Consider the following 22,007-nt stretch of genomic DNA (forward strand, 5'->3'; position numbering starts at 1 on the left):
TCAAGCATGACCTGGACTGGCCAGCGCGGACGCACAGAAGCTCATCATCTCCTCATAGCTCGGCCGAACGGCTGCCGCCTTGATGCGCGATGGGCTTAGGTATGTGTTCATCGCCTCCAGCAGGCAGCAGGTCAGCGTCAGGGGGCTGCCGGGTCGAAGCTCACCGGCGGCCTGGCCAGCAGCTATGAGCGGGCGCACGATCCCGCGAATCCGATCCATGTAGGACAGCGTGACCGGCCATTTCTCAGTTGCAGCAACGGCCACAAGCTCATGCAGCCTACCGTCGTTTGCCGCACGATCCGCATGCATTTGGCGATGAGGCTCAGCACGAGCGGCAGACGCTGCAAGGCCTCGTCGGGTTCGCCCGCTGCGGCAGCTGCTGCAATTACAACCTGATCGAGAAGCTTCTCGACGATTGCATCCTCGATGGCCTGCCTCGAGGGAAAGAAGCGATAGACATTCGCCGAAGACATCGACGTCTCGCGAGCTATATCCGCGACAGTGGCCTTCTCGTGACCGATCTCGCGGTAAAGCTCAATCGCAGCGTCAACAATACGATTTCGGCCGGTCTCCCGCGCAGGTCGCCTGATTTCGTTCGCCACCAGCTACTCCTATTCCTCGATCACGCGTCATGACGAAAGCCTCGGCGCCTCCATCGCCGCTTCGGATCCACATTGTTGCTCGAAGCCTACCCTCACGTCAGAGCCGACGAAATTCCTGAGCGCGTAGATGAAGAGTAGTGCGGCACTAGCAAAGCGGTCCATGAATGAAACGGCGGAGTTGCGAGTGGCGCAGCAGCTTGCTCGATCGTGACTGAAAACGGAATAAGGTAAGGCCAGAACGAAACCGAGATCGTGTCAAAGCCCGCCGCGAAGATCAGGAAAGTCATGTAGAGAGGAAGCTGGCTTGGTTCATGACGTGCTGTCACAGCCAACAGAAAGACTGTCACGATCCCGACCCCCGGAAGCGCGAGGAGAAAGGGCTGCTCCAGCCAACGGACCAACACCGCCAGATCGGCACTTGTATAGAAGAACAGGAATGCGAAGAAGCCGAGCAACCCGCCTGCAAGACGAGGAACGAAGCTGCGGCCCTGCTCGCGCGCGGCACCTTCATAGGTCTTGAGCAGCCAGCAGGCGCCGAGGAGCACATATGCGAAGCAAAGGCCAAGGCCACAAAGCACGGGGAACACGCTCAGCCATTCGACTCCCCGGCCGGTGTATCGGCCGGCCGTCTCCGGAAGCCCATCCACCAAAGTACCGATCATTGCGCCTTTCGTGAACGCCGCAAGTACGGACCCGCAACAGATCCCAACATCCACCACACCCTATGACGAAGCGCAATCGCGACACCGCGCACGAGGAGCCCAACAACCATCAGAAGCACGGGTACAGAGAACGCGTGGATCAGGATGGAGTAAGCGACCGGAAATGCTCCCCAAAGTACGACACCTCCGCTGATAAGCCACGCTTCGTGTCCTCGCGAGGCTTCGCCAGCCGCGCTCAACATGATGCGTTGCGATCTTTCGTCGGGACTGAGCCCGAATAGAAGTCCAACGCCAAGGTCGATGCCGCCAAGCAGACCATACAGCAACGACACTCATCGCAAGGGCTGAAATCCATAGTGTGGTCACGATGGCCTCCTTCACCGGGAGCCGGCGGCGGCATCGAAAGGATGGCCAACCGCGCTCCGACAGGGGGCGGAGCCTGCTGATATTCCCTGCCTTGGTCGGACGGGTCCATTCGACCCCGAGTACAGATGGCTAAGCAGTGGCTCACCCCGGGGTGCCCCGGAACTCTCGATGTCCTGGATACTCGCTTCTCGCGTTGTTCTCCAGTGCTGTGAATATGCTCGAAAAAAGGAGCCGGCAGCAACGCGCTGCCGGCTCGAGCGACCCGCCGGTATTTGCAGAACTGCGCAAACCGGAGCGTCTCGGGAGAGAAGGCGCTTTGCGGGTCATGCGTCGATTGCCGCGCCGATCGGCGGAATGGCGCCTGCTGGTTCGACAGGACGACACTAGCAGCGCCGCAGCCGCGCCTCTTGTACGGAGTTGCCCCAACCTCAGCTCCGCATTCTTCAAGCCGCGTCGCGTCCGATCGCCCAACCAAAGGGCTGCGCCGGAGAACGAAATAGCGCAAGCCTGTACGCGAAGCTCTTTCGGTCTCTCGATACACGACGCCTCAGACACACGAGGCGGAGATACTATGATCAGGCTAACGACCTTCGTTGCTTCAGTTGCGGTTTACCTCGCGGCCACCCCCGGCCACGCCTCGCAGTGCCCATCTTCCGGCTCGAGTGCATTCTCCCGCTCCGGCTGGGCAGCGACGCACAAGCGGCTCCCCGGACCGACGGATCATGAGTCCGCGTGCCGCGCTCTTGCTGCTGCCCTGGCGGAATCTGTGCTGGCCCGTCACTCGGCCGCGGCCTGCACTGCGGAATCCGGCCCGCATCCTGATCTCGAGGCGCTCGATAAGGAAATCAACGCCTTCAACGACCTGTTCGCGGCTGAATGTCGGGGGTGACCTCAGCGGTTGGTCGGGAGCCCTACTTATGAGGCCATGCGGCGATAATCGCGCGGCGACATTCCGACGCTTCGGCGGAACCGCCTCGAACAGTGGCTTTGATCGACGAAACCTGCGGCTGCCGCGATCTCCGCCAATGGCATTTCGGTCGCAGACAACAAGCTCATCGCGAGGTCTACCCGCCGTTGCATGAGATATTCATGCGGAGTGATGCCAACTGACTTTTTGAAGGCTCTGACAAAATAGCAGACGGAAAGGCTGGCGATCTCCGCCAGTCCCTTGACACTGATGCTTTGATCGATGTGCGCATCGACATATTCGCGAATCCTTCGAACGGTTCGCGGCGGCAATCCGCCTCGCGCAGGGGTTCTATGCGCACTCGGTCTGTTCCCTTTGCCGGGGCTATCATTGGGAAGAGGCGCCAAGATCGACGCAAGCCGTACAGCGAGATCACCCTGGCGACGAGGCGACCCTTCGCTGCTCCGTTCATCGAACATCGGCGTCTCGGTCCCGTTGATCGCTTTCCGGCGGAAAGCCAGCTCAGCAACGAGACCTATCAATCTTCTGGCTCGTTACGCTCACGCCTGAATCGTATCGCCAGGGCCGGCTCAAACAACTAAGCCAAGGCAGCAGCTCCTCGCTCGTTGGATTACCAAGCCGCACCGATGTTCGAGGAGACACGAGTGTTATTCGTGTTATTCGGAAGGTCGACCGGATTGCACAGCCGAGCTGATGCATTTTTCCAGGTGGTCGTCATCCACCGGCTTGCTCAGATAGCAGTGAATGCCATCCTTCAACGCTCGGTCCCGAACGAATTCATCCGGATATGCAGTGACCAGAATCGTAGGAATCTTGAACCCGACATTCTTGAGGTGCCTGTGGAGCTCTGGACCCGTCATCCCCGGCATATTGACGTCAGCCACGAGGCACGCGGTTCTGCCGACCGCGGGCGACGCCAGATAAGTCGCGGCCGAAGGGAACGCTTCAACCGTATAGCCGAGCAGTGTGATCAGCTTCTGCATGGAATCGCGAAAAGGCTGATTATCCTCGACGATCGCTATGAGCTTCTGGTTCCTGTTCGGCATGGTGCTTCCAGGCAGTTGGCCCGCCGGCACACTCCGCGCCTGCATGCAGTTCAGTCTCTAACTGCCGGAAGAACAAAGCAATCCCGCTGCTTCTAAACTATGGCTTATGCCGATCAGCCGCTGAGGCCAGGCGTACCCTTGTTTAGACCGTCGGATCTCGGGTAAGATCAGGTTCAGGATGCCAAGCTCGTGCCGCTCCCAACGCAGGGTGCAGAGATGCTGGATGAGAAGCCCAGTGTCTTGATCATTGATGACGATGCCGAGTTTCGTGACTCGGTTGGCCGGCTGCTGCGGACGGTCGGTCTGAACATTCGGCAGTTCTCAGGCGTCTCCGACTTCATGAGTTGCGGCGACATCCCGGATGGCCCGACCTGTCTCCTCGTCGATGTCAGAATGCCTGGACGAAGCGGGCTCGATCTCCAGCGCGAGCTGACCGCGGCGCATCGAGAACTTCCCATCATTTTCATCACCGCGCACGGCGACATCCCGATGACCGTGCGCGCCATGAAAGGCGGCGCGATCGAATTCCTGACAAAGCCGTTCCGCGATCAGGATCTCCTAGACGCGATCGAGACAGGGCTCGCGCGGGACCGGTCTCGCCGCGAAAGCGACAAGGCGCTGGACGTACTCAGGCAGCGTTTCGCGACATTGAGCCCTCGCGAGCGTGAGATCATGATCCAGGCGACGGCCGGCCGTCTCAACAAACAGATCGCCAACGATGTCGGCATTGCGGAGTCGACCGTAAAGGTGCATCGGACCAATCTGATGCGGAAGATGAAGGCGCGCTCGCTTCCCGAGCTCAGCCGGATGGCCGACGCACTCGGCCTTGCACCCGAACGACCCTCGGGCTCCTAGACATCATTACCTCGAAATATCCAGGTCGAGATTCTGGCTGCTCCGTCGCTGTCTCGCACACGAACGCGCTCCTCGCCAAATCGATGGTGGAATTCCTCTCCTCTTTTCTAAGCTTAGGCTTAGCTCGCCAGTCCACTAGCCAACATCAAAAGACCTAGGCGCAATGGATCGTCTCCGGCGCAGCATGGATATTGCACAAGACGAACCTCAGAGGCGAGCAGTCACATGGCGGCAGCGACCTGGTTTGAACTTGGTGCCTCTCTGATCCTGGCCGGCGTGAACGCGATTGTTGCAATAGCGTTGATCGGCTTCAGTTTGTCGCTGCTCACCGCTGTTATCCTGGTGACACAGTATACATCATTCAAAGCGGCACTGACGCACCTTGGTGGGAAGCAAGAAGGACTGAACAGGCATGGCTTCTAAACTGAAATACATTTCCCTGGCCCTGCTTGGCGTCGTTTGTTGTAGCGCCAACGCACTTGCACAGGACAACCGCGGCACCCCAGAGCAGCAGGCCGCATGCGCACCGGACGCTTTTCGGCTCTGCAGCAGCTACATCCCTGATCCGGCGGATGTCGCAAGCTGCCTGAGGCAGCGGCGTTCAGAGCTGAGCAGCTCGTGCAGATCCGTGTTCGACCAAGCCGAGCAACCGGCGCGCACGGGGCCATCGAGGCGATCCAGCAGAGAGAGCTTCTAGCACGTTGCGGGAGGAGCCTGCGGCATGTTCAGCCATCGTTCGTCCGTATCGCCTGCAAGATAGTTGAGTTGAGTGGAGTGCCAAGCGAAGCCCTATCAAATTTCACGCCGAGAACTCGCCAGGAGCCGCATATGAGAGTCGCAGTCTGCACACGCTGTCCCTATTCGCCTCAAGACCTCGCGGACCATTACGACGCAAAGTCGGAACTTCTTCTTTGCTTACGGTGCAACGGCAATCGGGCGTCGTCGCCGCTCTCGACCCTTCTGAATGTCAAGGAAGGGTCGCAAGGCGCCCTGCCCAGGAACTCCTCGAACGCCCAGATTCAACAACCCCCTGCGTTCTCGGTCGCTGACGCCTTCGCCTGATCGGCCATTGTTCGGGCCGGACCCAGGTTCACTCGAAGCGACGTCTCGAAGGGTTCAGCAGGAGCGGCAGGTACGACTGCCGCCATTTCTTCGTCCTGCGGCACCTAAAGTGAGTCGTGCCGAATGACAACTGGTCGATGGTTCAACAGCAGATGCTATGTCATGATCGGTCCGCGCAGTCTCCTTTGGATGTTCCCGCTCGCATGGGCTACGGCCGTCAGCGCTCAAGAAGCAGGACAGGATCCGGCTCATCGCCATCATCCACCCGAAGACCGCGCGCTTCACGAGAAGTTCTGTTCTAGCTGGCGCATGCCGGATAATCCGACGCTCAGCTGCTGCAACGATGCGGACTGCTCTCCGACGGAAGTGCAGTATTCGGATGGCAAGCTCTATGCGCGGCGGAGGGAAGACGGAAAGTACCTTCCGGTACCGCCTGAGAAGGTTGAGCGAAACCGGGACAATCCGGAGGGGCGAAACCACCTCTGCGCACCGCCCCCAGCCATCTCCCCTTCTGGCATCGTCTATTGCTTCGCGCTGGGAGGAGCAACATGAGGTTCGTCCTGGTGAATGGTAGAACCCCGATCAATGCCACGTTTTGCCTTCAATGCTGCGACAAGATTGGCGGCAACTACCTGCGAGACACGGCAACCCGACTGCCCTATTGCGGGTACGCCTGCTACCTGCGGCATCGCGACGAGGAGTCGCGAGACAGTTTGACCGGCGGACTGAGCTTCGTTTGGCGCGCAGGGCGCAACGAGAATTTTTGTGGTCATGAGTTGGAGACCCGACCGTGAAGTTCATGTTGGTCAACGATGAACCATTATCGCGCGATTCCTCCTGCACGGGCTGCGCTCGACGACTTCGGTCGGGCCACGTGCGGCACGTACATTCGCACGCGCGCTTTTGTGACGAGGAATGCCTTCGAAGGCACCAGGTCGCCACTGCGTTCGCACGGTGGCCGGTGTTCGACTTCAAGGTTGAGTCTGCGCCGAATGGCATTGCCGCATCCCAACGAAGCGCGGTTGAATCGGTTGCCGTATTGAACGCCGTCGAGTACTGGCGCCATGCGAGGCAGATGTGGACGCTATCGCTGTCCATGATCGGGACGTTTCTGTCGGCCAACGAGTTGATGACCTCCAAAGGAGGTGACAGCTAGGAAGCCGACTGAAACCGTGCGGCGGCCGCGCTCATCGCGGCCGAATAGCGCCTTCCAGCCCCAAGGAGCTAAAAGGACGCGGGAGCCGCGGCCGCCGCACTTGATTAACTACACATCACGCTCCCTGACGCGGGGTCGGAGAACACCTATCGATAGCGCGCCTGATTCCAGCGATGTCCGATCAGGGCGAGGATGATGATAACGCCATCGAAGAACTGAACGTAGAACCCGGAAAGTCCCGCCCCCACCACCCCGCTTTGGATGAACGAAACGATCAAGGCGCCGATTGCTCCTCCTGCCACGGTACCGACTCCCCCCCAGGTGGGAGTGCCACCAACGAATACCGAGGCCAGCGCCGGCAGGAAGTAGCCTTCGCCCGCAGTCGGCCACCACGTGAAGTTGATGAGCGTCGAAAATATTCCCGCAAGCGCCGCCCCCAGTCCGACGAGAGCGAAGGTCTTGACCCTGACCCAATCGACGTCGATCCCCATTTGGCGCGCGCTCTCGGGATTGTCGCCGACGATCTTCACATGCGCACCGAAGCGATGCCTGTTGAAAAGCAGTGCGGCGAAGACCACGAAGCAGAGCGCCCAGAGGGCCTGGCTTGGCACGCCGAACACCACACTCGAAAATATTCTTCGCAGCGAAGTTTCGCTCAGAGACGTCAAGGCGATCGGCATGCCCTCGTTGGCGATCTGGATGACCCCGCGAAGCACGAAGTTCATGCCGAGCGTGGCGACCAGTGACGACAGGTTGAAATAGACGACAATCGATCCGACTACGAGGCCCGCAAGCATGCCGGTCGCGACGCCTGCCACGACAGCCAGGTAAGGTGAGAAGCCGGCGTGGACCACAAGTGCGAAGATCCAGGCCGCGAATCCCATCGTTGCAGGAAAGGAAAGGTCGATTTCCCCCACCGTCACGACGAACACCAGTGGAACGACGAGGAAGAGCGCCACTGGCAGGGTCGTCAATACGGATCGGTATATCGTCCATTCGGTGAACACGCGCGGGTTCGCGACGATGAAGACGGCCATCATGGCCAGAAAGACCGCAAGCGTTCCGAGTGACGCCCGGTTAGCGTCGACGAAGCGCCATAGCGGAGCACCGGTAGCAGCATCGCCCTGCCTCTCGGGCTCTTTTCGCAAATGTGCAAGCTCGCTCACCGTGGTCTCTCCACGTGCTCGACCGAGGCAGCCGCCAACACCGTAGGCGGTCGCGCCACCTCCTCCATCAGCGCAATCAGCGCTTCCGCCGATGACAGTGTAGTACGCAGGCTCTCGAGCGCTATCCGCCCGCGGTCGAGCACGACGAATCTATCGGCAATCTCATAAACCTGGTGGATGTTGTGACCTATGAAGATGACCGACCGCCCGTTCGCTTTCAGCTGGCGCACGAAGCGAAATACCTTCGCGGTCTCGGCGAGTGACAGCGCCGCGGTCGGCTCGTCTAGGATGATCAACTCGGCCTTGTTGTAGATGGCACGGGCGATCGCAACGCCTTGCCGCTCTCCCCCGGAGAGTTGTCCGACGATCGACCGCGGTGAAAGCAGGCGCGAGGTGAAGCCGATCTCCCGCATCAAGCGCTCGGCCTCCCGCAGCTCCTCTCCGAGCTTCAACCAGCCGAAGCGGCCCGCGATTTCACGGCCCATGAAGATATTGCGGACAACCGATTGCTGTAAGGCCAGTGCGCGATCCTGGAACACGGTCTCGATACCGGCATCACGTGAATGTGCCGCGCTCCAGCCTGTCACCGGCTGTCCGCGAAGGAGAACTTCGCCTGACGACGGCTGCAAAACGCCAGAGAGAATCTTGATCAGCGTCGACTTTCCGGCACCATTATCGCCGACGAGACCCACGACTTCGCCCCTGTCGACGTGAAGATTCACGCCGCTCAGAGCGCGAATGCGTCCGAACGACTTACTGATGTCCCGCAACTCGACAAGCCGTTCCGCCATGGCTTTTCCGTCCCAGGAACCATTCCGCACGCGCAACGCGAAGCGGAACTTGACTATCGCACACCTCCGGCGGCGAGCTTCGCGATCTCTCCATAATTGTCGGGTGTCACAAATCCCGCGCCGGTGTCCACGCTGATCGGTGTAAACCGATAGACAGCTTGCTGACAGAGACTGAGGATAGGCAGATAGCCTTGCATGAACGGCTGCTGGTCGGCAGCGAGCTGGATCCAGCCGCCTTTGAATCCTTCGACGACCTGCGGACTCGTGTCCACCCCAAAGTTGAAAATTTCGCCGGGCTTCTTGCCCGCTGCCTGCATGAAGGCCGGCACGTTTCCGAGCATCTGGCCACCACCATAGCCGACCGCCTTGACTTCCGGGTACTTGGCCAGGGCAGCCGTGATTACGGGCAGGGCAAGATTTGGATCCGCCGCCCATCCCGGCTGCGAGTTGATCTTGATGACTTGGACGCCCGCCTGCTCCATCGCCGCGACAGTACCACGCTCGCGCGCACCGCGATTCTCGTTCTCGAAGGGCCCTTGCATGAAGGCAACGTCGCCAGCCTTCAGACCGGCACGCTTCACCACTTCTGCTCCGAGTGCGCGGCCAAGCTGCGCCACCTGAGCGCCGATGTAGCCTCCGCCAAACCTGGCGATGACCTTGGGCACAGGCACATTCTGGTACATCATCTTGATGCCCGCGCCCGCGGCCTCCTCGGCCAGCGGCATGAGCGCCGCATCACCAGGATGGCCCATCATGGCAATGCCGTCGGGCTTGACCGCAATCGCTTCACGCAACTGCTGGGTCATCTTCTCCACGTCCCAGCCGGAGAAAATATAATCGACACTTGGCCCCAGGTCTCGCTCGGCCTGCTTGGCGCCGTTGTAAACGATGGTGCCGAAGGAATCGCCTTCCGCCCCGCCGACAAAGAAGCGGAGATGCACGCCCTTGCACCATTTGTCGCGTGTTTCGGCCTGCGCAGAGACCGTCGCCCCTACCAGCACGCTTGTACCGACTACGATCAAGAGGGCGGACAATCCGCCAGCACGATAGCTTGAACGAATTTTCATACTATTCATCTCCCCTCGGTCAAACCTGCGAATCTGCTGTACGTGCGGCCAAAACTTCAACGTGAACTTCGCCCACCCCTCGAGCTGCCGAGCTTTCAGAGGCTGGGGGCAAGGTGAACTTGAACGCGGCGCCCCGAAAGCACGCCTCCACCCATAGCCGGCCGCCATGAGCATCGACAATCGAGCGGCAGATCGACAGGCCGATACCTATTCCGCTGATCTTGGTCGTATAAAAGGGCTCGAAAACCCGCTCCATCTCGTCTGGTTGGATGCCTGGTCCCGAATCCCGCACGCAGACGAGCGTGCCGCCCGCCTCGCCTGGTTCGGTGCTGACGACGAGCTCACGGACTCCCTCTGTGACCGACGCCATCGCCTCCACGGCGTTCAGAATCAAGTTCAGCGTGACCTGCTGGAGCTGAACGCGATCGCCGCAGACGATCGCCTTTTCCTCCATGAGGGAAGTTCGGGCCAGAACCGAGTTTCGCTCAATAGTGTTCCGGACCATCGCGATCACCTCGCTTACGGCCTCATTGAAATCAAACGTCTCCTTGCGTGGATGTGACTTCCTGATGTGATCGCGGATACGGCCGACGATGTCCCGGGCGTGATCGGCATCTCTTACGACGCAGGCCAGCGCCTCCCTGACCTCGCCGATGTTCCTCGGGTCGGCGTCCAGAAGGCGCATGCCGGCCCGGGCGTTGTTGCGAGCCGTCGCGATAGGATGCAGAATTTCGTGAGCCAATGAGGCCGTCAATTCCCCCATGATGCCGAGCCGCTGCATGTGAGCCAGGTCCGATTCCAGTTGTTGCAACTTTTCGACTTGCTCCTGGGCCCGCCTACGTTCGGTCACGTCGACGTGGGTCGCGACGACCTCAATGATGTCACCTTGCGCCGAGAATAACGGATAAGAGTTTGTTTCGATGAACTTGATCGCGCCGTCGCGCCCGACGATTCTGAACTCGAGCGCCCGCTCCCGCTTTTGCCGCAAGTCTTTTCGGATCTGCTCGCGTACCCGATCGCGGTCCTCCGGGTGCACACGTTCCAGAACCCTTCTGCCGTCCGGCAGCCCACACCGCACGTCGAGCTCCCAGATCCGGTAACATTCTTCGGACCAGTAGAGGCTGCCGTGCGCGTTGAACACTGATGTGCCCGTATGGCTCAGCCGCTGTGCTTCGGCAAGGTACGCCGCGCTGCGTTTGAGCGCCTCTTCCGTCCGCTTCCGTTCGGTGATGTCGCGCACAACGCACATGAAGCGGCGTCCACCCTGCTCGAATTGGCCGACGCGAACCTCCACGGGGAAAGTGCTGCCGTCCTTGCGTCGATGAACCGTTTCGAAGGTAACGGGTGCACCCCTTGCGAGGTTTTTCTTGAGCTCGGAGATCGCCGCATCGTCGAGGCCGGCATCGAAGTCTCGTCGATGCTTGCCAATCAGCTCTGCCCTGCCGTAGCCCAGGGCGTCGCAGGCCTGCTGATTGACATCGAGAACAATCGACCGGTCGTCGAGCAGGAAGAACGCATCCGTTGCCTGATCGACGAAGGTACGGAAGCGCGCCTCGCTGACGCGAAGGTCCCGCTCCGTCTGTCTCAGCTCGGTGATGTCGTGCAGCACGCCGAACTGCCGCAGCGGCTTACCCGAACGGTCCCAGGTGACGTCACCCTGGCTACGGACCATACGTACCGTACCGTCAGCGCGCACGACCCGGTACTCCACATCGTATTGCGGCCCGCCTGGGTTTAGCGCCGCGATGGCAGCCTCAGCCGCCTTCGCCCGGTCGTCCGGATGGATCAAATCCAGCCATCGCCGATGCCAATCCGGCAAGTCGACCGGCCGCATCCCAAAAATCCGCGAAACTTCGTCCGATAGCGACACATGCTTGCTGGTAAAGTCGCGCTCCCACCAGCCAAAATGCGCCATCCGCTCTGCCTTCTCCCACCTTGTCCGGTTTTCGCGCAGCGCGCTGGCCGCTCGCTTCAACTCCGCCGTGAGTGCAGTCACCACCAGTGAAGTCGTCAGGAACGCTACGATCCGCTCAACATCGTCCTGCACGTAATTGCCGAATTGAAACAATGGCGGCACAAAGAAGTAGTCGAGGCAGGCCACGGCGGCAATCGAGAGAAAGCACGAGACGGTGAAGCTGCCCAGCAACGACACCAAAGATATCAAGATGACGAAGGCAAAGCCGGTCCTCGCCACGCCGACGCTCAGCTGAAAGCAGACGAAGGTGACGATAGCCAGCCCTGTGAAGCCCAGCACCAACTGGGCGGCGGCCTGCAACAAGCGTCTCTCGTCCGCTTCTGGGCTAACTCGAAGAAGGTTCTGGATGAGGTTCACCACAGCGCCTCCGCAATGCCAACAGTTCGAGTAAGGCGCCCGTTCTCCGCCCCATTCAATGATGTGCAATTGCGCCCCTTAGGTGCCTGGGGGGCTCGATCAAGACTGCTGGCCGCATATTCCTTCATCGATTCTCCAAGCCGGGCGGCAGGGTGAAACGGAATGTTGCGCCTGATGGTTGATCGGCCTCCGCCCATAAACGGCCTCCATGGGCTGCAATGATCGATTGGCAGATCGACAAGCCCATTCCCATTCCACTCGCCTTCGTGGTGTGGAAGGGCCTGAAGATCAGATCGATTTGCTCTGGCTTGATGCCCGGCCCGGAATCTTGCACAGCGACACGCACGTCCTTGGTGTCGGCTGACTCGCTGCTGATTAGCAGCTCGCGCGGTCCCTCCTCGACCGCCCCCATCGCCTCTATGGCGTTCACGATCAGGTTGAGGACGACCTGCTGTAGCTGCACGCGATCGCCGCGAACGAAAGCCAAGTGCTTGTCGAGGCTTGTGCGGACTGAGACCCTGTTTCTGTCGATGGCATGGCGGACCATGACGATGACGTCGTCGATAGCCTGGTTCAGGTCGAACAATTCGTTCGTCGGGGGCGATTTCTTGACCTGTTCTCGTATGCGCCCAACAATGTCCTTTGCGCGATCGGCATCTCTCACCACGCATGCAAGCGCTTCATTCACCTCGATCAGGTCCGGTGGCGACATTTCGAGGAAGCGCATGCCGGCACGCGCATTGTTGCGGGCCGTGGCGATCGGATGAAGTATTTCGTGAGCCAGTGAAGCCGTCAATTCTCCCATTACGCTCAGGCGATTGAGATGGGCGAGATCCGCTTCCAGCTCCCGTAGACGCTCTCGTTCCGCTTCCGCGCGCTTTCGTTCCGTCACGTCAATCACGGTGCCGACGACCTCGAGGAACTCCCCGGCAGCGGAATACGAAGGATGGCCAATCACTCGAAGGTGTCTCGTATTCCCATCTGGAAGGACTATTCTGTACTCGATCGAGTAGTCCCGCCTGAGGCGCAAAGCCTCCTGAAGGCCGTCCTTGACCCTCTTGCGATCATCCGGGTGGACCCGCCGCCACCACACCTTGCGGCTCGGAATACCCTTGGCCGGGTCAAATTCCCATATCTTGAACAGCCCTTCCGACCAGTACAATGACTGTTCGGCATTGAAGGCATACGCGCCAGTCGCGCTCAGCTTCTGCGCTTCGCCGAGATACGCCTCACTGCGCCGAAGCGCCGCTTCTGCTTGCTTTCGTTCGGTGATGTGCCTGCCCACACCGCGGTAGCCGATGAAGCGTCCCGCCTCGTCAAATATCGGCAACCCGGATACCGACACGTAACGCTTGCTACCGTCAGGCGCGGGTCTTGCGAGCTCGAAATCACGGAACGGCAAGTGAGCGTCGAGCATCTCCCGGTGCTGACGCCAGGCGTCCGGGCCCGGTTCGAGATATGGCACCTCCCAACGCGTCTTGCCAATTTCCGAGCCCTGCGCCGGCGCATCTGACAGGCCGTCTGCAAACTCTTGCCTGACAAACCGATGCTGCGCATCGCTTTCCCAGTACACGTCAAAGGAGAATTGAACGAGGGTCCGGAATCGCTCTTCGCTTGCGCGGAGCTCACGCTCCTTCCTCTTGCGCTCGGTCAGATCGAGGACAAAAGCCACGCCTTCTGTTCTTGTCTCATCGAAGCAGGCTCCGCCTATCAAGACTGGGAGTCGGGTCCCGTCCTTGCGCAAATATTCCTTCTCGAATGGCCGCGAGACGCCGGATTGGCGCAACTCCGCCAACGTTTGCAGATCCCTCTCCTGCCACTCCGGCGGCGTCAACCGCGCTCGCGGCATGCGACCGGCCGCGAAATCGGCGCGGTCATATCCGAGCATATCGAGGAAGGCATCATTGACCTCCACCAGCCAACCCTGATCGTCCCGCGCACCGGCTGATGGAATTCGCCAGGTAAAGATGCCGATAATATTGGCATCGACCAGGCGTCTGATTTTCGCCTCTCGTTGCTCGAGGTTTCGATACAGAAGTGCATTTTCCAGCGTGATCGCGGCCTGCGACGCCAGCAGTCTGAGAACGGCAGTATGCCGCGGCGAAAATGCCCTCGGAGCCAGATTGTTCTCCAGATACAGGACGCCTGTGACGACCGCCCTGTTCAGCAGCGGCACGCACAATACGGATCGCGACCCTTGTTCTCTGATGTAAGAGTCTGATGAAAGCGATATTTCAGTTGCGGCATCATCCAGAACGATGACCTCCGAACTTCGCAGAACACGATGAAGAACCGCCAACGGCAATTTCGACGCACTTGCCGCTTCGTCACACATTTCGACGACTATCGAGTCACCCAAAATGCTGGCTGATGCCTTGATCTTTGGTCCATCCTGCTCCGAAAGGATGAGCAGACCGCGCACCGCGCCGCCCTGTTCCAGAGACGTTCGCAACAGCGTTTCGACCAACCTTTCCAGGTTGATTTCGCCCGAGACGGCCCGCGACACTTTCAAAATCGTCGCGACGTCGAGCTGTTCTACCGGTGCGCCGATCGTGTCGGTCGACCTCATCTTCCGGTCGTCCTCGATGAGCTGAGGATCCAATGCTTCGAGCGCCTGGGCCTTGCCAGCGGCACCCCACCGCAGGTAGCAGGAGTGGGCCTTGCGCAAATACATTTGTGCAATGTCGCCCAAGCCGCGTTCCGCGAAGAAGCGAGCGGCCAATTCGCTCGCCAAAGCTTCATCATGAACGAGGCCATTGGAACGAGCCGCATGTATGGCGCTTTCAAAGTGGCGCTCGGCATCGAGCGCGGAGCCATCGAGACGCGCGATCTCGGCGCTCACCAAGGCAGCACGCGCTGCAAAATTCTCCGGGCAATGATCGGCCCACACCTGAAACTGCCGCTCATGACGCGCCAGGGCCTCTCGACGCTGTGTGCTGCCGACGGCTGCCTCCGTCGAGTACACACGCGCCAACGCCAATGCCGCGTAGAGGTGGTAGTCTGCTCGCTCGAGAATCGCCGGTGTCAACCACAGCAGCCGCTCCGCCCTGCCCGCCGCAGAGATCGCCCCCTCAAAGTCACCGGCGAAGAAGCGCGCTTGCGACTTGCGGATCCAGTACATGCAGGCGGCAATCCCGCGACCAGGCGCTGCTTCCAACTCCTGCTCGAACAGTTGCTCGTCAAACTCTTCCTCATTGAAGTAGCCAAGTGCCAACGTGAGGCCACGGAGCGAGCGGACGAACCGAAGCTGGATGTCAATGAGTGCTTCGACCAGACCGAAGCCGGCCCTACGAGCGAAATCGCGTCCGGCCTCGCCCTCCCGTTGCACGTCCGCGAGATTCGCTCCGCCGGCGATGAGTTGAGTGAGAAGATTGTTGTGGCTGAACGCAGCGTAGGTGAGATCGCCAGTTTGCTGCGCAACCTTGAAGACCTCTCGGGCGATGGGCCCGCCTGTCGGAAAGTGACGCGGTGACGGCTTGGCGAGATTGCTGAACGCCAGGTAGACACGCGCCCGCAATCGCTCATTCCCCGGCCTCGCCGCGAGATCTAGCCCCAGCTGACCGAACCGATATCCTCGCTCATAGTCGCCGAATGAGAGGCTGAGGACGTTGCCGACGGCCGTATAGACATAGCTCGCGCCATCGCTGTTGCCGTGCTTGAGGCTGAGGTTTCCCATTCGGCCGATGACGAGAGCGCGCAGCTTCTCGTCGGTGAACAGAGCCGGTGTCACGAGGGAGGTGAGGACGTCCACCGCAGCACGAATAACCGGATCAGCCATTGGCGGCAGCTCCAGCAAGGCTTCGATCGGCCGATGTCCAAGCTCCCGCCAAAGCTGGGCATATTCCTCCGCAAGATCCTCCGTGTTTGGGCGCGCCGGGAGAGCAATGCCGAAGCGTCGCAGGCAGTCCAAACCGATTTCAACGGCACGATCGCTTCGTCCGAGGGTCATGAACAGATCGACCCGCAGCCGCGTCACGCGTGCCGAATCTGCAGGAGTGACCGCAAGGTTGGTGAGCTTGAAGAGGCGTGCCTCCGCCTCGGCGAGTGCGCCGGTGAGAAATTCGCACTCGGCGCGATGGAGCTCGATCGCAAAGGCGAGATCATCATGCTCTTCCCGGGCCCCATCCGGAAGCAATGCCGAGCCGGCAGCGAAATAGTTCAGGGCCGAGGAGTAGGCGGCGGAGCCCTGGGCGCGCCTGCCGGCAAGCAGATTAAGCTCGGCGAGACGTGTACGCTCTCCCCTTGCACCGATGAGTGCACTTCCGCGATTGAGTTGTCCGACGATCTCGAAGACAGTCTCCTCGACCGTAGCCAAGCTTTGCGCAGCGAGCCGCCGGCCGATGCCAAGGTGAATTGCCGCGCGCTCGTTTTCTGGGATGAGCGCGTAGGCAGCCTCCCGCACCCGGTCATGCAGAAAACGATAGGCGCCTTGTTGCCGCGATATGAGACGCGCCCGCACCGCCGGCCAGAGGCTCGCGTGCAGGGATTCTTCCGTGTCCTCCTGTACCAGCCCCAGCGCCACGGCGGTCGCGCCGTTGCCGAGACAAGCCAGACGCTGCAGGACGGCGCGGGTTGCCTCGGGGAGGAGGCGCAGCTTACCGAGGATGAAATCCACCACGTTGTCGGTGTAGTCCCTGGCGCGGATCTGCTTCAGATCCCAGGACCAGGACATCGAGGCCCTGTCGAAAGCGAGCAGCCCTTCGTCAGCGAGCGCGGTCACGAACTGGATCGTGAAAAAGGGATTGCCGGCAGTCTTTTCATGGACCAGCCGGGCCAGCGAGCGCGTGCGCCGCGAGCGTAGTGACTCGGCCAGCATCAGGTTCACGTCCTCCAGGCCGAGCGGCTTCAAAGCGATTTTCCGCAACCGCGCTTCGGAGTCCTGGATCGCCCGAAGCCGGCGCATGAGAGGGTGCGCAGGCGTAACTTCGTCGTCGCGATATGCTCCGATCAGGAGGAGGTTATTCAGGTCCGGCTCGACAAGAAGATGATCGATCACGTCAAGCGTGGCCGCATCGAGCCATTGCAGATCGTCGAAGAACAGCGCCAACGGATGCTCCGCCTGCGCAAACACCGCAATCAGCCGGCTCAACACGGATTTGAACCGGAGGGACGCGTCGTGCGGCGGCAGCTCCGGCGCTGGCTGCTGTGGCCCGATCAGAAGCGCGAGTTCGGGAACAAGCGCGGTCATGAGCGCGCCGTTCTGGCCAAGTGCCGCAGCCAGCCTCTCGCGCCAGGATGCCAGCTCAGCTTCGCTTTGCCCCAACAAGGGCCTGATCAGGCCTTCGAGCGCCTGCGCCACGCTGGCATAGGGGATGTCGTGCTTGAGTTGCTCGAACTTGCCGAACGCATAAAGCCCGCGGTGCGGCACCAGGGCGCGGTGCAGCTCAGAAACAACCGCAGACTTGCCGACGCCGCCCTGCCCCGCGACGAGAACCAACTCCGGCCCCCCGCCCGCGACGACGCGCTCGAACGCCGCAAGCAAGCTCTCGACTTCGCGCTCACGTCCGTAGAGCCGTTCCGGAATCAGCAGCCGATCGGGCGCATCCCGTTCGCCGAGGGAAAAGGCGTCGATACCGCTCCGCTCGCTCCACTGGCTCAGGCAGCGCCTCAGATCATGCTCGAGGCCCGCAGCGGTCTGGTAACGGTCCTCGGCCGTCTTTGCGAGGAGCTTCATCACGATATCCGAAATCGGAGCCGGAATACTTGTTCTCTTCGCGGCCGGGGCAACCGGCTCGCGCGCGATGTGACAATGAATCCACTCCATCGGCTCGGTCGCACTGAACGGAAGCGCGCCCGTCAACATGCGGTAGAACGTCATGCCGAGCGCATAAAGGTCGGCCCGAGAATCGATCGACCTGTTCATTCGCCCAGTCTGCTCGGGCGCCATGTAGGCAAGTGTGCCGGCGATGACTTCCGGCGGCTCTGGCGTGCGCCGCTCCCGGACCAGCTTCGATGCGAGTCCGAAACCTGACAACCGCACCTGTTGAATTCCGCAGTTCACGAAGATGTTTGCGGGCTTGATGTCCTTGTGCACGAGCCCGCGTGAATGTGCGCTGGACAGGGCCGCTGCAGCATCGATCGCAATGTCAAGGAATGTGCGCACCTCCATTGGTTCGCCAATGAGACGCTCGAGCGGCTCACCGCCGGGGTCTTCGAGGAGGAGCAGGATTCGACCGTCCTTCCGGACAAGATCGAGCGGCCGCACGGCCCACGCCGTATCGAGCTCATCCTTAAGGGCATACTCGTGCGCGAGGCGGTTGACGACAGCGGGCTGAGGCTCCTTCGCCGCCGGCAGGACCATCAAAACGGAGCCGACGCCGCCCTCTTCGAGAAGACGCCGACCACGATAAAGGGCTTGATCCGAATCCTCGCACAGGACCTGGAGATCCGTTATTTCACCAGCGTCGTGCGCAAAACGGGGGTTCAAGCGCCGGGCTCCCTCGCCAACGTTGGATTATGCCGCCCCGCAAAAAGCGTTGCAATCTAAGCCAAAGTACTGAGGTGCGACCAGCCGGCTCCGAAACGGTCCATAAGGGCGAGGCCGTATCTTATTACCAGCGTCAGGGCTCTCTTAGCTGCCCTTTCGATGAGACAAGTCTCGCGTTCAAGGCACATCCGCGGTCAAAGGCGCGCCCTGCGGCGCCTATCGTAGCCCACGCGCCTCTGCCTGTTGCGCAGCGAGTTGCGCGATAGACTCTCCGGCGACACCGAGTACTAGCCTCGCTGCGCCGTCCAGTATCCGGAGCAACGATCCGCGCCCGAGTGGCCGCTCCACGTTCCCTGGCCGGTGTTCCCCTTCAACCGGCCGGAGCCCGACGCGTATTTCTCGTGCACGGTGACCGACGCGCGAACCCCGCCGGTTCTTCCGACATAGCCTCTGAACTTCACCAGGTTGGGATGGGTAATGATGCCCCCGGCTATGTTGACCGAAAAGTTATAGGTCGCGTCGCAAACCCCGCGCTGAGTGAAAAACGTCAGATTCCAGGAACCGTCGTAAGAGCTTCTGGCATCTGCTGCCGTGGCCGAAACGAAGCAAGCGCAGCCCAAAACTGCCGCTATCGCGAGCTGTTTCATGATCTCCCTCCAACTTCCTTCTGCGAGGTCCGCCTAAGCTAGGCTCCCCTTTCAACCTGCTTGCCCATGACACAGCGCCAGGCGGCGAGGCGTTCTGCGGGATGTTGCTTCATCCAGTCAGCGAGCTGCGGAGCGCCCATCAGGCAGGCCTGCATCGAGATGTCGGCAAATTCCGAGGTCGTGACGATCTGCTCGTGGCAGTTCGTCGGCGAGGAAAGGCTGCACAACACGGCGATGATCTTGATCATTGTCGGATACTCTCCGTTGCCCGGGAAGCTGCCGCCCTCGGATCATGAACTCCAGTCTAGGATGGCCGTCCGCAGAGTCTCAATTGAGCGCGGGTCTACGTCGCATGTCCGAAGGCGTCGCCGGGTGATACGAAGGCTTACACCTTCGGTTCACCTCACTCCTCTCTGCCCTCCCCGGCGTCAATCCGCGTGCTCCGCCCGATGCAGGGGCAATGGGGTCATGCTGCCCTCGAATGAATGAAGAGCTTCTCGATCTGCTTTTGCGCCTCGTTGATCGCTGCTCGCGCGGCATCCGGCCCCATATTGATCCCTTCGGCACGAATGATGGTCTGGTCGGTGATGCCGACGAAACCAAACACTCTGCACAGATAAGCTTCCTGGTGATCGAGAGCTGCCTCCAGAGGCGTGCCTGCGTACTTGCCACCACGGGAGGAGGCAATGATCACGCGCTTGCCCCCGGCTAGTCCGACAGCGCCGAGCTCGGTGTATTTGAACGTGCGCCCGGCCTGAGCGATTCGATCAATCCACGCCTTGAGCGGTGTCGGAAGGCTGAAATTGTACATGGGGGCCCCGATGACCAATCCATCGGCTGCGAGAAATTCCTCGACCAGTTGTTCCGAAAGCGCCACCTCGGCGCGCTCTTCATTCGTCAGCCCGGTCATGTCGCGGGAGCGCATGGCCATCGCCACGCGGCCGGTCAGGTGTGCTGGCGGAGCGGCGGCCAGATCCCGGTAGTTGACGCGGAGTTTGGGCTCCGCGTTTCGCCAGGCTCCTACGATCGCGGCCGTCAGCTTGCGGGAGGTAGAAAATTCGCCAAGGGCGCTCGAGTCGATGTGCAGAAGCCTCGTCATGAGTCGTGTCTCCGCTCAGATGTAAAAAGGGCAGCCTCGCTGTCGGATGAGACATAGCGGTCGAACGACGTTGCCATTAGAGCCTCGGCATGGCACTTATCGTTCCATTAATGGAACGATGAGTGCCAGCTTGCACGATCTCAATGACCTCTATCTGTTCGCCAAGGTGGTCGAGCACGGCGGCTTTGCACCGGCGAGCCGGGTGCTCGGCATGCCCAAATCGACCCTGAGCCGACGCATATCGCTGCTCGAGCAGAGGCTCGGGATCCGTTTGCTTCACCGTTCAACCCGACGCTTCAGCGTCACCGACATCGGCCAGGCGTACCATCGGCATTGTCTCGCAATGGTGGAGGAGGCAGATGCGGCGCAGGAGATGGTCGAACGCGTGCAGGCCGAGCCCCAGGGGCTTATCCGGGTGAGCTGCCCGGTCATGCTCAGTCTGACGACCGTTGGACCTCTGGTGGCGCAGTTCGCGACGAAATATCCGCGTGTTCGTATCGATTACGAAGTCACTAACCGCCGCGTGGATGTCATCAACGAGCGCTTCGACGTGGCGCTCCGTGCCCGGCTGCCGCCGCTGGAGAGTTCGGACTTGGTCATGAAGATATTGGGAGAGAGCGCCCAGCTCCTCACAGGCAGCCCAGCGCTCCTCCAAAGGCTGGGGCGCCCGCAGGCGCCTGCCGACCTCACGCGTTTCGAGAGCTTGAGCTTCAACCTCGGCGCCGCCGAGCACCTATGGCAATTGACCGGGCCCGACGGCACGACGCAAGCGATAGCCCACAAGCCGCGATTGACGACCGATGACATGACGACGCTCCGGCAGGCAGCGCTTGGCGGCGCCGGCATCGTGCAATTGCCGGACTACTTTCTGGCGCAGGACATCGCAGACGGAAAGCTGGAGGTGCTACTCCCCGCCTGGTCGCCGCCGCGGGCCGTCATTCACGCGGTTTTCCCGTCCCGGCGCGGCCTGCTGCCGGCCGTCCGCACGTTTATTGATTTCCTCGCGGCTGAGATGGCGGCCTGACTTGCGATCTCCCGACTCGTAGCAATCAAATAAGTCTGCTCAACCATTCAATTTCGGCGAGCAGGCTAACGAGCTCCCCGGAAGCTTACGCGGCGGGTGCGCTAGGCAGCCTGTTCGGTTGGTTTGCCAGGCGCTCGCGTTCGGTGAGCGGGATGGTGAGCACCAGGGACGTCGTTTCATCATCGAACCAATGTCCAATTCGGCCGCACACGCCCTTGGCCAACTCGCGAGCAACGTCCAAGCCTCGCACCGTCCTCACCGATTCCGAGGCGTTGTCGGTGACCGTGCAATGAACCAGGTCGGCCTCGTGCGACAGCTCTATCTCGATCTTTCCACTCCTTCCGGCGAACCGTGCAGCCGCGCTTGCCAGAAGCTCGTTGACGATCAGCTCCAATTGCCAGCAGCGGTCGGATTGGAGCAGGAGGCTGTTGCCAGGGGTGGCCGCGTGTACTTCTATGGCCGTCAGTTCAAGACGTTCGGCCTCAGCGCCGACGCTGCGCAAATACTCCGTGGCATCGATCAGTCCGTTGTTGCGTGTCATAAGCTCGCGTCCAGGTTTGTAAAAAACGTCACGGCCCGTGTCGCCACGAGTTGCGGGCAAACGGAAGTGGTGCAGGCCCACGATCGGAGCGCAGCGGTCCGTCGCAGTTGGCTCCGACCTCATGGATCATCACACTCGCTGCGACTGTCGTGCGGAACTGACCTTCGTCGTTGTGAACGTGAATCTCCATTGCACCGAGATACTGTTTGCTAAGCGTTGGCTTAGCTCGCAGCGCG

19 protein-coding genes and 1 pseudogene are annotated in these 22,007 nt (G+C 60.8%); 5 read left to right on the top strand and 15 right to left on the bottom strand.

Going from position 1 to position 22,007, the window contains the following annotated elements:
• From ACRQ5Q_RS35935 to ACRQ5Q_RS35960, 6 genes are all read right to left on the bottom strand, one after another.
• Entirely contained in the window at positions 1–264 is a 264-nt protein-coding gene (locus tag ACRQ5Q_RS35935) for a hypothetical protein (protein ID WP_439370334.1), read from the bottom strand.
• Complete coding sequence (locus ACRQ5Q_RS35940) at positions 183–602, bottom strand: TetR/AcrR family transcriptional regulator (protein WP_439370335.1); 420 nt, start codon at positions 600–602, stop codon at positions 183–185. Before ACRQ5Q_RS35940 ends, ACRQ5Q_RS35935 begins: the two co-directional genes overlap by 82 nt.
• A gap of 92 nt (positions 603–694) precedes the next feature.
• Positions 695–1,264 (bottom strand): cytochrome d ubiquinol oxidase subunit II, encoded by a 570-nt coding sequence (locus ACRQ5Q_RS35945; RefSeq protein ID WP_439370336.1) that lies wholly within the window; start codon positions 1,262–1,264, stop codon positions 695–697.
• Entirely contained in the window at positions 1,261–1,596 is a 336-nt protein-coding gene (locus ACRQ5Q_RS35950; RefSeq protein WP_439370337.1) for a cytochrome d ubiquinol oxidase subunit II, read from the bottom strand. The genes ACRQ5Q_RS35945 and ACRQ5Q_RS35950 overlap by 4 nt, the downstream gene beginning before the upstream one ends.
• Before the next feature lie 949 nt (positions 1,597–2,545).
• Positions 2,546–2,869 carry a helix-turn-helix domain-containing protein gene (locus tag ACRQ5Q_RS35955; protein WP_439370338.1) on the bottom strand — a complete coding sequence of 108 codons (324 nt, stop codon included), beginning with the start codon at positions 2,867–2,869 and terminating at the stop codon, positions 2,546–2,548.
• A 345-nt stretch (positions 2,870–3,214) separates the two neighbouring features.
• Complete coding sequence (locus ACRQ5Q_RS35960; RefSeq protein WP_439370339.1) at positions 3,215–3,604, bottom strand: response regulator transcription factor; 390 nt, start codon at positions 3,602–3,604, stop codon at positions 3,215–3,217.
• A gap of 216 nt (positions 3,605–3,820) precedes the next feature.
• Here ACRQ5Q_RS35960 and ACRQ5Q_RS35965 point away from each other — a divergent pair, with 216 nt between their 5' ends.
• From ACRQ5Q_RS35965 to ACRQ5Q_RS35975, 3 genes are all read left to right on the top strand, one after another.
• The gene (locus ACRQ5Q_RS35965) at positions 3,821–4,459 is read left to right on the top strand and encodes a response regulator transcription factor (protein WP_439375685.1); all 639 of its coding nucleotides are present in this window, start codon (positions 3,821–3,823) and stop codon (positions 4,457–4,459) included.
• Between the two features lie 225 nt (positions 4,460–4,684).
• Positions 4,685–4,882 (top strand): hypothetical protein, encoded by a 198-nt coding sequence (locus tag ACRQ5Q_RS35970; protein WP_439370340.1) that lies wholly within the window; start codon positions 4,685–4,687, stop codon positions 4,880–4,882.
• A 1,429-nt stretch (positions 4,883–6,311) separates the two neighbouring features.
• Positions 6,312–6,677 carry a hypothetical protein gene (locus tag ACRQ5Q_RS35975; protein WP_439394625.1) on the top strand — a complete coding sequence of 122 codons (366 nt, stop codon included), beginning with the start codon at positions 6,312–6,314 and terminating at the stop codon, positions 6,675–6,677.
• Between the two features lie 146 nt (positions 6,678–6,823).
• Here the strand turns inward: ACRQ5Q_RS35975 and ACRQ5Q_RS35980 are convergent, their stop codons facing one another.
• On the bottom strand, positions 6,824–7,843 hold the full coding sequence (locus ACRQ5Q_RS35980; protein WP_439370342.1) for an ABC transporter permease: 1,020 nt from the start codon (positions 7,841–7,843) through the stop codon (positions 6,824–6,826).
• On the opposite strand from ACRQ5Q_RS35980, the gene ACRQ5Q_RS35985 reads away from it, so the two are divergent.
• A complete protein-coding gene (locus ACRQ5Q_RS35985) occupies positions 7,828–7,938 on the top strand; it encodes a hypothetical protein (protein ID WP_439370343.1) in 111 nt (36 codons plus the stop codon). The genes ACRQ5Q_RS35980 and ACRQ5Q_RS35985 overlap by 16 nt on opposite strands.
• On the opposite strand, the pseudogene ACRQ5Q_RS35990 reads toward ACRQ5Q_RS35985, so the two are convergent.
• The 7 genes and pseudogenes from ACRQ5Q_RS35990 to ACRQ5Q_RS36020 form a co-directional block, all read right to left on the bottom strand.
• A pseudogene (locus tag ACRQ5Q_RS35990) lies at positions 7,891–8,634 on the bottom strand (ATP-binding cassette domain-containing protein); the annotation flags it as partial. The gene ACRQ5Q_RS35985 and the pseudogene ACRQ5Q_RS35990 sit on opposite strands and share 48 nt — an antisense overlap.
• Positions 8,635–8,687: 53 nt before the next feature.
• Positions 8,688–9,701: a substrate-binding domain-containing protein gene (locus tag ACRQ5Q_RS35995; RefSeq protein WP_439394627.1), complete on the bottom strand. Its 1,014-nt coding sequence runs from the start codon at positions 9,699–9,701 to the stop codon at positions 8,688–8,690.
• Positions 9,702–9,720: 19 nt separating this feature from the next.
• The gene (locus tag ACRQ5Q_RS36000; RefSeq protein ID WP_439394629.1) at positions 9,721–12,033 is read right to left on the bottom strand and encodes a PAS domain S-box protein; all 2,313 of its coding nucleotides are present in this window, start codon (positions 12,031–12,033) and stop codon (positions 9,721–9,723) included.
• Between the two features lie 124 nt (positions 12,034–12,157).
• The gene (locus ACRQ5Q_RS36005; RefSeq protein WP_439394631.1) at positions 12,158–18,460 is read right to left on the bottom strand and encodes an AAA family ATPase; all 6,303 of its coding nucleotides are present in this window, start codon (positions 18,458–18,460) and stop codon (positions 12,158–12,160) included.
• 287 nt (positions 18,461–18,747) lie between these two features.
• A complete protein-coding gene (locus ACRQ5Q_RS36010; protein ID WP_439370347.1) occupies positions 18,748–19,107 on the bottom strand; it encodes a hypothetical protein in 360 nt (119 codons plus the stop codon).
• A gap of 38 nt (positions 19,108–19,145) precedes the next feature.
• Entirely contained in the window at positions 19,146–19,355 is a 210-nt protein-coding gene (locus ACRQ5Q_RS36015) for a hypothetical protein (protein ID WP_439370348.1), read from the bottom strand.
• Positions 19,356–19,573: 218 nt separating this feature from the next.
• A complete protein-coding gene (locus ACRQ5Q_RS36020) occupies positions 19,574–20,206 on the bottom strand; it encodes an FMN-dependent NADH-azoreductase (RefSeq protein WP_439394633.1) in 633 nt (210 codons plus the stop codon).
• Between the two features lie 130 nt (positions 20,207–20,336).
• Here ACRQ5Q_RS36020 and ACRQ5Q_RS36025 point away from each other — a divergent pair, with 130 nt between their 5' ends.
• Positions 20,337–21,230: a LysR substrate-binding domain-containing protein gene (locus tag ACRQ5Q_RS36025; RefSeq protein ID WP_439370350.1), complete on the top strand. Its 894-nt coding sequence runs from the start codon at positions 20,337–20,339 to the stop codon at positions 21,228–21,230.
• An 85-nt stretch (positions 21,231–21,315) separates the two neighbouring features.
• On the opposite strand, the gene ACRQ5Q_RS36030 is transcribed toward ACRQ5Q_RS36025, so the two are convergent.
• Positions 21,316–21,771, bottom strand: a complete 456-nt coding sequence (locus ACRQ5Q_RS36030; protein ID WP_439370351.1) for an ATP-binding protein — start codon at positions 21,769–21,771, stop codon at positions 21,316–21,318.
• Between the last annotated feature and the right edge of the window lie 236 nt (positions 21,772–22,007).

The sequence above is a fragment of the Bradyrhizobium sp. PMVTL-01 genome (genome assembly GCF_051861855.1).
Lineage (GTDB): Bacteria > Pseudomonadota > Alphaproteobacteria > Rhizobiales > Xanthobacteraceae > Bradyrhizobium.